This is a genomic window from Oceanimonas baumannii (assembly GCF_002245495.1).
Lineage (GTDB): Bacteria > Pseudomonadota > Gammaproteobacteria > Enterobacterales > Aeromonadaceae > Oceanimonas > Oceanimonas baumannii.
The window spans coordinates 1-12,467 of the sequence record NZ_NQJF01000015.1 but is presented as its reverse complement, the minus strand read 5'-3'; the positions used below and the strand labels follow the sequence as shown (position 1 = coordinate 12,467).

The following is a 12,467-nucleotide window of genomic DNA, read 5'->3' as shown; positions in this document are numbered from 1 at the left end:
ATTATCGGACTTTATGACCTGTTTAACAATGGCAGTGAGACGTCTTCTCAGCTCAAGGTATTGATAAGCATGCCGATCACGGCAAGTGTGCACAGTGATAAAGAGCCATAGTGCATAATGGGCCTGGATACCAGGTGCAGGGTGTGTACCGCCAGCCAGTTGCCGAGCAGTGCCGCCGGTGCCAGTGGCAGTGCCAGTTCCAGATGAGTTTGGGTTAAAAAGCCACCGGTAGCCAGCGCACCAACCGACATCAGTGTCGATACCACAAAAAAACCGGCCAGGTTGGCACGAATACGGTGCATGTCGGCACCGTGCATCACCAGCACCATGGGGGGGCCGCCGATGGTGGTACTGGTGCCCATGACTCCTGAAAGGAACCCGCCCAGTGCCATGTTGGCTCTGGTCATGGGCAGAGCGATGTCTTTCAGCCGGACCAGTACTCCCAGCATAATGGTGATGGCTATCAGGACCGCCAGCCACTTGATGGGGAGCACCACCAGCAGCCAGACGCCTACGGCACTGCCGGGAATACGTGCCAGCAGTGCCGGTGCCAGCAGGTTCAATTCAATGCCTTTGCGAAAACGCCAGCCGTTGACCAGGCACATGACCAGCAGTACCACCATCAGCGGCCCGGGTACCAGCGTAGGATCCAGATAAAACAGAATGGGAGCGGCCACTACTGCCATGCCAAAACCGATGGCAGTCTGCACATAGGCACCGGTAAAGCAGGCCAGAGCGGCCAGCAGCAGAGTAAAGGTATCGATGTGATCCATGGCAAACCCGAAGCAGAGAACAAAAAGATATTATGGCGACAAGCTGGCAGAAGAAGAAGGCCAAATGGCACTGGCCTGATCAATTATGTGGGCTGGCACCACATACGGCGTTCAGCGCTCTTTGGCCGTCATGCTCGTGCAGGCGGGCATCCGGTGGCAGGCGGCTCAGGAGTCTATGTCTCTGATGCCGGTTTGAAAGCCCGGCAGTACCGCCGGAATGGACTCCCGCCTTCGCGGGAGTGACATAAATTAAGACGAAGTGAAAAAGTAAACAGAAAAGTAAGCAGGGGAGCGTCAAACCTTCGCTGCGGCAATCTCCCCTAGAACAAGGTATTCGACAGCTGATACATCTCTTCGTTGAACGGGCGGCGTAAATGTTTGATGCAGTCGATGATATCGTGGTGCACGATATGATTGTTCTGCAGGCCGATACAACGGCCGCCAAAGCCTTCCAGCAGCAGCTCAACGGCACGGGCACCCATGCGGCTGGCCATAATGCGGTCTTGCGCGGTGGGTGTTCCGCCCCGCTGAATATGACCCAGAATAGTGGCGCGGGTGTCGCGGCCGGTGGCATCCTGGATATCTCTGGCCAGCTGGTTTACATCACACACATTCTCGCAAATGGCCACAATGGCGTGCTTTTTGCCCTTGGCCACCCCTTCGTGGATTTGCTGAATAAGCTCATCCTTGTCAAACGCAACTTCGGGCACAATCACATATTCGGCACCACCGGCGACGGCGGCGGATGAGGTGAGATCACCACAGTGTCGGCCCATGATCTCCACCACTGAAATACGGTTGTGGGAGCTGCAGGTGTCCCGCAACCGGTCAATGGCTTCCACTGCCACATTCAGGGCCGTGTCGAACCCGATGGTAAAATCGGTGCCGGCAATGTCGTTGTCGATGGTGCCGGGAATCCCAATGCAGGGAAAGCCCATCTCGGTCAGGCACATTGCCCCCATGTAAGAGCCGTCACCGCCCACCACCACCAGACCGTCGATACCGTGCTTGTTCAGATTGGCCACCGCTTCCTTGCGCACCTGCTCTTCCTTGAATTCAGGAAAACGAGCTGAGCCGAGAAAGGTGCCGCCCCGGGTGATTACATCCGACACGCTGTGGCGGTCAAGGGGAATGATCTGATCCTGATGCAGACCCAGATAGCCGCTTTGAATGCCACAGACTTCAAGGCCATGATGCAGTCCGGTACGTACCACGGCGCGAATGGCCGCGTTCATGCCGGGCGCATCGCCGCCACTGGTGAGTACCCCAATGCGTTTGATCATGAAATTCCTCTTTTCATTCCTTTGTGCAGACATGACCCCGGTAAATTGGAGCATGTGATGCTTCACCACCGCCATCCCCGCGAAAGCGGAGATCCATGACATACTGCACTGGGCTCCCGCCTGCGCGGGAGTGACAACAAATTGAACGGACTCCCACCTTTGCGGCGGGAGTGACAACAAATTGAACTGGACTCCTACCTTTGTGGCGGGAGTGACAACAATTGAACTGGACTCCTACCTTTGTGGCGGGAGTGACAACAATTGAACTGGACTCGCCTGCGCTGGGGATGATGTTCCTTCGCCGTCACAACAGAAAAAAACGACGTTCGTCAGCCGCCTGCAGCGCTCAGGGGCGCTTCGGCATTTATGCGCCAGCCTTGATAATGGCAGCGAATTCATCGGCGTTCAGTGCCGCGCCACCCACCAGGGCGCCGTCGATGTCTGCCATGGCAAACAGGCCGGCGGCACTGTCACCTTTAACCGAACCGCCATAGAGAATCTGCACGCCGGCGGCCACATCAGCGTCCTGTTTGGCCAGAAAAGCACGAATGGCGCTGTGCACACTCTGCGCAATCTCTGGGGTGGCGGTCTTGCCGGTGCCAATGGCCCATACCGGCTCGTAGGCGATCACGGCTTTACCCAGTGCTGCAATGCCGCACTGTTCGATAACGGCCTGCAGCTGGCGCTCTACCACACTTTGGGTGTCGCCAGCTTCAAACTGCTCAAGGGTTTCACCAATGCACAGCACCGGTACCAGCTGTTGTTCCTGGACGGCGGCAAACTTGGCAGCGACCATGGCATCGGACTCACCGTGCAGCGTGCGGCGTTCGCTATGACCTACCAGCACATATTTCACGCCAAATTCCCGGTACATGGCCGGGGAGTTTTCACCGGTGAAGGCACCGCTGGTATTGACGTCTGCATCCTGAGCACCCAGGGCAATGTTGCTGCCGGCAAGCTCGGTTTCGGCCTGTGCCAGAAACAGCACCGGCGGGCAGACGGTCACGGCCACATTGGCGGCCTCGGCGGCAGGGGCTTTGAGGGCGCTGATCAGCTCGCTGACCATCACCTTGCTGCCATTGAGCTTCCAGTTACCCATAACCAGAGTCTGTCGCATCAGAAATTTCCTTACCAGTTGAATAATGTGGGGGGATTATAGGGATTTGCCGGGAATTGTGCACTTCGTTCATTCATTGCGCCTGAGGCGTATCCACAGCCGCCCCAGGTACTCGTGCCAGGCCCGTTCGCTGCGCTCCAGATAGCGGGCATTGGGCAGGTAGGTATAAAGCGGCAAGGTACTGGTACTTTCCTTGGCCTGATGATCTACCGGGGCGGGCAGAGGGCTGACTCCTTCGGTGGCAAACAGCGCCATGGCCCGGGGCAGGTGGCTGGCAGAGCTGATCAGCACCGCCTGTCGGTGTTTGATCAGCGGAGCAATGGCAGCGGCCTCTTCGGCGGTGTCTCTGGGCCGTGGCAGCATGGTGATCCTGGCGGCTTCAATGCCAAGGGCCTGGGCTACCTCGACATACAATTCGGCACTGGAGCGGCCTTCGCCGCCGGCATAACCGCTTACAATCAGCCGGGCTTGTGGGTGAGCATGAGCCAGACGCACCCCCTCGCTGATACGCGCCAGCGCCGCATTACCCAGCTGACTGAGCAGCGGCAGGCGCGGATCGGCGACCTGAGCGGCACCCAGCACAATAATGTCGTCTACCAATTGTTCATCTGTTTCAAAAGGGGCATAAGTATTTTCGAGCGGCGCGAGAAGTAAATTGGCCACCGGCCGGGTGCTGAGCAGAGCAAGTGCCAGCAGCGACGCTAAAATCAGGGTCATTCCGCTGCGTGTATGGCGCTTCCACAGCAGAATGCTCCCCAGAAATGCGATCAAAAGCAGCAGGGGCAGAGGTAAAAGCAGGCTACCCAGCCATTTTTTCGCCAAAAAGAGAAAGGGCATGCACTCTCGCATTTGTTAAGCGTACGGGTTGTGCCAGAATAACTGTCTTCGTAACAGCAAGAAACTCCGGGTTTGGCGCGCAATACCAATTTTGACGGCAAAAGCCGCACTTTTTCCCGCAATATTTATGGCACCACCAAGGGGCAAATACGCCTGCGGGTGCTGGCGCGGGATCTGGCCGAATGGCTGCCTTCAGGCAACCAGCCGCTGCGTATTCTGGATGCCGGTGGTGGTTTCGGCCCTGTCTCTCAGCGGCTCGCCGCCGAGGGTCACAGCGTAGTGCTGTGTGATCTGTCGGCAGAAATGCTGGATGAAGCCCGCACGCAGGTGGCTGAAAAGGACCTGACTGAACAATTCGACTTTATTCATGGTCCCATACAGTCGTTAACCGAGGCTGACATCGGCCGGTTTGACCTGATCCTGTGTCATGCGGTGCTGGAATGGGTGGAAGATCAGGCCGGTCTGCTGGCCACGTTAAACGCGCTGCTGCGGCCCGGCGGGCACTTGTCGCTGATGTATTATAACCGCGATGGTCTGCTTTATCACAGCCTGGTAAAAGGCAACTTCGATTATGTGCACGCCAATCTGGTCAGAAAACGACGCCAGAAACTGACGCCAGGCTGGCCTTGCCGGCCCGCTGATGTGGACGACTGGCTGCATAAGCTCGGCTTTGTTATAAACGGACGCAGTGGCGTGCGGGTGTTTCACGACTACATGTCGAACGTGCATGGGCCCTTTCCCACCGAGGAAGCGCTGATCGAGATGGAGTTGACCCATTCCCGTATTGAGCCATTTATGCACCTGGGCCGCTATATGCACGTATTGGCTCAGAAAAATGACCAGACTGTCATGCCCGCGCAGGCGGGCACCCAGGGCTAGCGGCTCCGGAGTTTGCGGCCCTGGTATTGGTTTGAAAGTCCGGCGGTGTCGGTGGGATGGACTCCCGCCTACGCGGGAGTGACGACATGCCTGCGCCAGGCCCGACAAAAAGAACATGCGCCGCCGGGCCTTAGCCGGGCGGCATTTAAAGTGAAGAGAGCAACACCATGACGGAAATGTCCCGCACCCTGCCGGACTGGATCGGTTGGGTCAGAGAGGAAAATTTAGGCGTGAGCTTGCCCCCTGACCGGCTGGCCTTTTTGCTGGCGGTGCATATCTTTGGCCGGGGCGGCGAACAGCCGCAACTGTCCGAGGCCGAGCTGCACCATGCGTTCGGCTATGTGAGCAAGGGCTTTGACCAGGCCGGCGACACCCAGACCAGCCGTGCCAACAATGCCATTAACGATCTGGTGCGCCAGAGGATGCTAAGCCGCTTTCAGGGCGACGGCGGTGAAGGCGAAAGCCTCTATCGTTTAACCCGGCTGGGGCTCGCCATCGTGGAGTTTTTCTCTGCCCAGCGGGAAGTGAGCCAGATAAAACTGTCGCTGTTGCTGGAGCACATTGCCCAGGAGCTGGACAATGTGGCCGAAGCCATTGCCGGCAACCCCGATGAGCAGGGTTGGGCCCAGAATGTGGAGGGGCGGCTCAAGTATTCGGTTGCCGAGCAGCTGGCGCGTATCGACGATACCCAGCGCACCATGGACGAGCAGCAAAACGCGGTGAAGGCCAATATCGCGTCATTGCTCAACAAGAACTGGCACGAGGCCATTCACGCCTGCGAGCAACTGCTGCGCGAAACCGGCGTGACCCTGCGAGAGTTGCAGGACACCCTCGATCAGGCCGGCCATGGCCTGCAGCAAAGCCTGCTTAATATTGAAGAGCAGCTGCAACAGACCCCGCGGGGCGAGGCGGTGGCAGTATTGTGCCAGCAACTGCAGGCCCGGCTGGATGCCATTATTCACTGGGGCAGCCAGTGCATCGAGCTCTGGTCCCGCTACGATCGCCACGTGCATCGCTTTATTCGTACCGCCATCGACATGGACAAGAACCGCGCCTTCAGCCAGCGGCTGCGTGATTCCATTCGCCACTTTGACAGCCACAACTGGCGGCTGCGGGTCAGTCAGACCCTGCCGTTGCTGGAACTGCGCGACGAGACCATGGCCGCCTACGCTGAGGAAGTGACCGGCGAGCTGCCGGTGGAACTGGAATATCAGGACATGACCGACGTGTCGGCCGAGCTTTCAGGCCGTATTCGTGAGCATCTGGAACTGTTCTCCGCCACCGGCAAGCCATTGGATCTGGCCGGGGTGCTGCGCGATTACCTCAATGATTACCCTCATTACCAGCACTTTGACATTGCGCGCCTGCTGATCGACGAAGCGGTGAAGCTCGGCCATGCCGACGGCGAACTGGCCGGCGCGCCCATGCCCGACTGGCAACCCATTAATGCCCACGGGGCCAAGGTACAAGCACATGTTATCGACCAATACTGAACAGGCCCTGGACCCGCGTCTGGTTCAGGCTATTGCCAATCCGCTGTTTCCGGCTCTCGACAACCAGTTGCGTTCAGGCCGGCACATTACCGCCGACGAGCTGGAGCAGCATTCGCTGTTGCAGGAATATTACCCCGAGCTTGACGCCTTTTATCAGCGCTATCAGGCCGAACTGGTTCGGGCTCCCGAAGGTTTTTATTACCTGCGGCCACGCTCCACCAGCGAACTGGGCACCTCCATTTTGTCCGAGCTGGAAATGCTGGTGGGCAAGGTGCTGTGCTACCTCTACCTGAGCCCGGACCGGCTGATCAACGAAGGGGTGTTTTCCGTTGAGGACCTGCAGGAAGAGATTTTGACCTTGTCCAACGAGCAGGCGCTGCTGCGTATGGTAAACCAGCGTGCCGGCGGCAGTGATCTCGACAAGCGCAAGCTGGCTGACAAACTGAAAAGCGCCATTCGCCGGCTCAAGCGTATTGGCATGGTGAGCAGCGTGGGCAGCCAGGACAAATTCCGCATCACCGAAGCGGTATTCCGTTTTGCCGCCGATGTGCGCAGCGATGAAGATCCGCGCGAGCTGCAGCTGCGCATGATTAAAGAAGGCGAAGCCGTGGCCGGAGCCGAACAGCAAGACGAGCAGGAGAACGAGCAGTGAGTGTGACCCGAGGCAAGTTTCAATCCCTGACCATGGTTAACTGGAACGGCTTTTTCGCCCGCACCTTTGACCTGGATCAGCTGGTAACCACACTGTCCGGTGGCAATGGGGCCGGTAAGTCCACCACCATGGCGGCCTTTATTGCCGCATTGATCCCCGATCTCAGCCTGCTGCACTTTCGTAATACCACTGAAGCAGGCAGTCAGTCGGGCAGTCGTGATAAGGGTCTGTACGGCAAGCTGCAGCGGGGTCACTGCTACTCGCTGATTGAAGTTACCACCTCTCAGCAGGAGCGGATATGGTTTGGCGTGCATCTGGAGCAGGTGGCCAACCGCGACAACAAGGTCAACCTGATGCCCTTTGCCCTGCAGGACGTTGGCGAAGCAGCGGCTCCTGCCGAGCTGCTGCTGCAGCGTCTGGATGACGGCCGTGGCCAGGTGCGTTCCCTTAATGAGCTGAAAGGTGCTGCCACCGAGGCCGGCCTGCGTTTCAGCCGTTTCAACACGGTGAGCGAATACCATAACTTTTTGTTTGATATGGGCGTGACCCCACGCAAGCTGAAAGATCAGCGTGATCGGGTGAAGTTTTATCGCCTGATCGAAGCCTCGCTCTACGGTGGTATTTCCAGCACCATCAGCCGCAGCCTGAAAGATTATCTGTTGCCGGAAAACGCCGGTATCCGCAAGGCTTTTACCGACATGGAGGCGGCGATTTTTGAGAACCGCCGTACGCTGGAGTCCATTCGCGAGACTCAGCGCCAGCGGGATCTGTTCCGCCAGTTGATCACCGAAACGACCCATTACGCCGCCGCCGACTACGTGCGCAACAGCGCCGAAAAGCAGCGGCTGTCAGATCTCGCTCTGTCGGCCCGCAAGGCACTGGCGGAAGAGCGCCGCATTCTGGCCGAGGAAAAAGCCCGGCTGATTTATCTGGCCGATGAATATGAGCACCTGCAGGCCAGGGAGCGCATGCTGACCGAAGAGCTGGACATTGCCTCCGAGCATCTGGCCAAAGTGCTGAATGGGGTCAAGCTCAATGAAAAAATTCAGTCCTACCAGCTGGAGCTGGACGAGCTGGAAGAAAAACTCGCCATTCAGGAAGAGATGCTGGCCGAGCTGCAGGACGAACATCAGCAAGCGCAAGACACCCGCACCGAGGCCGACGCCGAAGTAGACAGCCTGAAGAGCCAGCTGGCGGATTATCAGCAGGCGCTCGATACCCAGCAGACCCGTGCCATTCAGTATCGTCAGGCCCGTCAGGCACTGGAAGATGTGCGTGCCCGCTGCGAACTGCCCGCACTTGAACCTGAACAGGCCAAAGAGCAGGAGCAGCAGCATCAGGCCCGCGAGCAAGCGCTGACCCAGGCTGTGCTGGAACAACGTCAGCAACTCTCTCTGGCCGAGGCCGCCCGGGCTCAGTATGACCAGGCGTTGGCCCTGCTTGAAGCCGTGGCCGGCCCGGTGGAGCGCGCCGCTGCTTTTAGCAAAGCCACGCAATTGATTGAACAGGGCCGGGAGCATCAGAGCCTGCTCGGCCGGGAAGAAGGCATTCGCCGTGCGCTTAACGATGCCAAACAGGCCGAAGCCCGGCTGCAAAAGGTACGTGAGCTGCAAGCCGAGCTGGCGCGTCACAACCGCAAGGTAGACAGCGAAGCATCACTGGAACTGCAGCTGGCCGAGCTTGACGAGCAGAAAGCCGAGGCTGAAGAGCAGCTGGCCGAATGCACCGAGGCCCTGCGTCAGCTGCAATCTGCGGAAGGCCAGCTGGCACCGCAGATCAAGGAGCTTAAGGCCCGGGCTCCGGCCTGGCATAAGGCTCAGCAGGCACTGGACCGGCTGCGTGAGCTGGCAGACAAGCCACTCACCGACAGCAGTGAAATTACCACCGCCATGCAGCAGGCCCTGCGCGACGAGCATCAGGCCGAGCAGACCAAACAACATGCTCTGGCCGCCAAGCAGCAGCTGGAGCAACATATTCGCGTGCTGAGCAGCGGAAGTGATGCCTCTCCCGAGCTGGTGTCATTGTGCGAGCACCTGGGCGGCACCTTGCTGTGCGAGGTGTACGACGACATTGCGGTGGAAGATGCTCCTTACTACGAGGCGCTGTACGGCCCGGCCCGTAACGCCATTGTAGTGGCTGACCCCGAAGCCGCGCTGGAAAAACTGCAGGCGCTGGAAACCTGTCCGCCCGATGTGTACCTCATTCAGGGTAATCCCGACGCTTTTGACGAAGATCTGCTGCAGGCCACCGAGCTGGAGCGGGCTGTATATGTGCAAAACGGTGAGCGTCAGCTGCGCTATTCCCGTTTCCCTGCCGTACCGCTGTTTGGCCGTGCCGCCCGGGAAGCTCAGGTGGAAAAGCGCCGAGAAGAGCTTGAAACCGAAAATGCCCGTTACGCCGAGGCGGCATTTGCTCAGCAAAAACACAGCCGGCTTTATCATCAGCTGAGCGATTTTGTCACTGATGGCTTGCAACAGGCCTTTACTCCCAGCCCGGAAGAGCAACTGGCTGAGCTGGCCGGACAACAGCAGGAGCTGGAGCAGGAGCGGGCCGTTCTCAGCGAGCAGCGTATGCAGTGGGGCAGCAAAGTGGACAGCCTGCGCGAGCAACAGGGCTTGCTGCACAAATTGCTGCCGTTGGCCTCGCTGCTTGCCGACGAGGGTGTGGCTGAACGGTTGCAAAGTGCCAGCGCGGAAGCAGAAAAACTTACCGAAGCACGCCACTTTATGGCCGCACACGGCCAGCGCCTGGGCCGGCTGGCCGAGCAGGTGCAGGTGCTGCGCCAGGATCCTGCCGGGGTTGATGCCCTTAAAGCGGCGGCCGAACAGGCTGAAAGCGCGCTGACGGAAGCCCGTGCCCGTACATATGCCCTGAACCAGCTGGTGGCTCGGGTGCCGCACCTGGCCTATGAAGATGCCGAGCAACTTCTGAGCCAGAGTTCGGCCATGAACGACAGCCTGAAGGCGAAACTGGCCCTGGCCGAGGAAGCCCGGCGCAAGGCCGGACTGCGTGCCGAGCAGTTGTCCGGCCGGGTAAGCGATGCGCTGCAGGCCCGCACTGCCCTGGTAACCGGCCGCGATGCCCGCAACCGCACTCTGAACGAGTTTCGCGAAGAGCTGGCGGCCCTGGGCATTGTGCTTGCCGAAGACATGGAGCAAAAAGCCCGGGACGCCAAGCGCGATCTGGAAAGCGAGCTGGTGCAAGCCCGTAACAAGCGCAGCCAGACCGAGGCTCAGCGTCAGGTGACCAAGCGCGAGATCGACTCCCTCAGTCAGCGTTTGTCCAAAGACGGCCAGGGTTACTTTGCCGCCCGCAAGGCGCTGGTGGCTCACAAAGCCAACTGGTCGAAGGTTGAACGGCTGGCGCGGGAGCATGATGTAGAGCGCCGGCTTAAACGCCCGGAGCTCGCCTACCTGGATGCCGACGAACTACGCTCCATGTCTGACAAGGCGCTGGGTACCCTGCGAGTGGCGGTAGAGCACGACGAAGAGCTGCGTGATGCCCTGCGTCTGTCCGAAGGTAATCGCAGCACCCTGCAAAAGGTACAGTTCTACATTCTGGTGTTCCGCCATCTCAAGGCGCGCATTCGTCACGACATTATCCGGGCGGATGATCCGGTGGAAGCGCTGGAAGAAATGGAAGTGGAGCTGGCACGGCTGGCCGATGAGCTGAGCCTGCGTGAAGGCCAGCTGTCGCTGTCTTCCGTGGAAGTGGCAGCCAAGATCAACACCATTATCCGCCGCGAGCAGACCCGTATTCGTCAGCTTAACCAGGGCCTGCAGAACATTCGCTTTGGTCTGGTGGCCGGGGTGAGGCTGAACGTGAATATTCGCGACACCTATCAGCGCCTGCTGGATGCGTTAAGTGACCCGGAAGGCCGCCATCAGGACTTGTTCAGCAGCAAGGAGCTCAGCTTCTCCGAGGCCATGGGCAAGCTGTATCAACGGCTTAACCCCGAGCTGGAGCGGGGGGATCGCAGTCCGCAGGTACTGGGCCAGGCCTTGCTCGACTACCGTAACTACCTGGAACTGGACATTGAAGTGCAGCGTGGTGCCGACGGCTGGTTGCGTGCCGAAAGCGGCGCGCTCTCTACCGGTGAGGCCATTGGTACCGGCCAGGCCATTTTGCTGATGGTGCTGCAAAGCTGGGAAGAAGAAGCCCGCCATCTGCGGGGCCGCGACGTGCTGCCTTGCCGCTTGCTGTTCCTCGACGAAGCGGCGCGCCTCGACGTCCGCTCTATTGCCACCCTGTTCGAGCTGTGCGAACGACAGGATATGCAGTTGCTGATTGCAGCGCCGGAAAACATCAGCCCGGAAAAAGGCACCACTTACAAGCTGATCCGCAAGGTGCACGGCAACCAGGAGCATGTGCACGTAGTGGGCCTGCGCGGCTTTGCGGGGGAGGCGGCGTAACTTCTTTTCGTCACTCTCGCCTTCGTCATTTTGCGTCATTCCGGCGAAGGCCGGAATCCAGACCAGACGGCACCGAGCCAACTCAAAACGCCCGCCATCGCGGGCGTTTTTATATTCAGTTATTCCCGGAACCCCGTCATTCCAGCCCATAGCTCCGTCATTCCGGCCTCCGAGCCGGAATCTATCCCACTAATCACGCCACCTTCACCAAAACGCGACGCAAGACCACCATTGTGCAAAAGTCCCATTTAAATTCTTAACTCCTGCAGGCACAATAACGGCCCAAATTAGAGCCCACAGTCAGAGGCCCGTTCGCCCGTAAGATCCGGCGGTAGCCTGTCTGAAGCAAAAATACTGATGGTTTATACAGTACATCAGCCTGCTTGCCGGCACAGTGCGCACTATCACCCAGGCCATGCTCGTATACAACAAAACAGGCGGAAAAACACTCATATTATGAGTGGTTTACGGCAGGGAAATGTAGATAGTGAGCAGGCAGCCGTTGATAACGAGCATGCGCATTTTTACTCATGGCTGTGTGGGCTAAATTTATGAAAAAATTATTTTTATCAGTGGTTTATGAATAAAAACTGTATTGGTGTGTATGCAGAAAAATGAGCGTGCTCACTATCAAAATGTTATGCTCTGCGCGTAGTACAACCAAAGGCTCATTGATGAAGAGTGAAAAGCACGAATTTCTTTATACCTATGCTCGCGCTGCTTTTGATGATGAGCTTCAGCGTTTTAGAAATATTGAGGATAAATCAGCAAGATATTTGAGCTTACGTCGCCCGGGTGTATCGCAAAGTAGCTGGATTGCATCGTTTTTATCAGAAGTCGGTGAATCTACGTAAAGACCAGCCAAAGCCGACTGCTCCCAATCAACATTGGGCAGCGGATCTGACCTACATCCGGGTCGGTTCACGCTGGCTATACCTTGCCGCCGTCATCGACCTGTATTCTCGCCGTGTCGTGGGATGGTCACTGGGCAAGCGTAAAACGGTATCTCTGACGCAAGCAT

General features: G+C 58.3%; 8 protein-coding genes and 1 pseudogene. 5 read left to right on the top strand and 4 right to left on the bottom strand.

Annotated features, from left to right (window positions below; translation table 11 throughout):
• Positions 1 to 47: 47 nt before the first annotated feature.
• The 4 genes from B6S09_RS15745 to elyC form a co-directional block, all read right to left on the bottom strand.
• A complete protein-coding gene (locus tag B6S09_RS15745) occupies positions 48 to 773 on the bottom strand; it encodes a sulfite exporter TauE/SafE family protein (RefSeq protein WP_094279451.1) in 726 nt (241 codons plus the stop codon).
• A 320-nt stretch (positions 774 to 1,093) separates the two neighbouring features.
• The gene (gene pfkA, locus B6S09_RS15740) at positions 1,094 to 2,056 is read right to left on the bottom strand and encodes a 6-phosphofructokinase (RefSeq protein ID WP_094279450.1); all 963 of its coding nucleotides are present in this window, start codon (positions 2,054 to 2,056) and stop codon (positions 1,094 to 1,096) included.
• Between the two features lie 364 nt (positions 2,057 to 2,420).
• Positions 2,421 to 3,173, bottom strand: coding sequence for a triose-phosphate isomerase (tpiA, locus tag B6S09_RS15735; protein WP_094279449.1), 753 nt, complete (start codon positions 3,171 to 3,173; stop codon positions 2,421 to 2,423).
• Positions 3,174 to 3,242: 69 nt separating this feature from the next.
• Positions 3,243 to 4,010 carry an envelope biogenesis factor ElyC gene (gene elyC / locus B6S09_RS15730; RefSeq protein ID WP_094279448.1) on the bottom strand — a complete coding sequence of 256 codons (768 nt, stop codon included), beginning with the start codon at positions 4,008 to 4,010 and terminating at the stop codon, positions 3,243 to 3,245.
• A gap of 72 nt (positions 4,011 to 4,082) precedes the next feature.
• Here elyC and B6S09_RS15725 point away from each other — a divergent pair, with 72 nt between their 5' ends.
• The 5 genes and pseudogenes from B6S09_RS15725 to B6S09_RS15705 form a co-directional block, all read left to right on the top strand.
• Positions 4,083 to 4,889, top strand: coding sequence for a methyltransferase domain-containing protein (locus tag B6S09_RS15725; RefSeq protein WP_094279447.1), 807 nt, complete (start codon positions 4,083 to 4,085; stop codon positions 4,887 to 4,889).
• A gap of 167 nt (positions 4,890 to 5,056) precedes the next feature.
• The gene (gene mukF, locus B6S09_RS15720; protein ID WP_094279446.1) at positions 5,057 to 6,382 is read left to right on the top strand and encodes a chromosome partition protein MukF; all 1,326 of its coding nucleotides are present in this window, start codon (positions 5,057 to 5,059) and stop codon (positions 6,380 to 6,382) included.
• A complete protein-coding gene (gene mukE, locus B6S09_RS15715; protein WP_094279445.1) occupies positions 6,363 to 7,034 on the top strand; it encodes a chromosome partition protein MukE in 672 nt (223 codons plus the stop codon). The genes mukF and mukE overlap by 20 nt, the downstream gene beginning before the upstream one ends.
• Positions 7,031 to 11,446 carry a chromosome partition protein MukB gene (gene mukB, locus B6S09_RS15710; protein WP_094279444.1) on the top strand — a complete coding sequence of 1,472 codons (4,416 nt, stop codon included), beginning with the start codon at positions 7,031 to 7,033 and terminating at the stop codon, positions 11,444 to 11,446. Before mukE ends, mukB begins: the two co-directional genes overlap by 4 nt.
• An 870-nt stretch (positions 11,447 to 12,316) precedes the next feature.
• Positions 12,317 to 12,467 (top strand): annotated as a pseudogene (locus B6S09_RS15705) (DDE-type integrase/transposase/recombinase); the annotation flags it as partial.

Coding starts and splice junctions, on each gene's coding strand:
- B6S09_RS15745 (WP_094279451.1), bottom strand. CDS start 773: ATGGATCACATCGATACCTTTACTCTGCTGCTGGCCGCTCTGGCCTGC.
- pfkA (WP_094279450.1), bottom strand. CDS start 2,056: ATGATCAAACGCATTGGGGTACTCACCAGTGGCGGCGATGCGCCCGGC.
- tpiA (WP_094279449.1), bottom strand. CDS start 3,173: ATGCGACAGACTCTGGTTATGGGTAACTGGAAGCTCAATGGCAGCAAG.
- mukF (WP_094279446.1), top strand. CDS start 5,057: ATGACGGAAATGTCCCGCACCCTGCCGGACTGGATCGGTTGGGTCAGA.
- mukE (WP_094279445.1), top strand. CDS start 6,363: ATGTTATCGACCAATACTGAACAGGCCCTGGACCCGCGTCTGGTTCAG.
- elyC (WP_094279448.1), bottom strand. CDS start 4,010: ATGCCCTTTCTCTTTTTGGCGAAAAAATGGCTGGGTAGCCTGCTTTTA.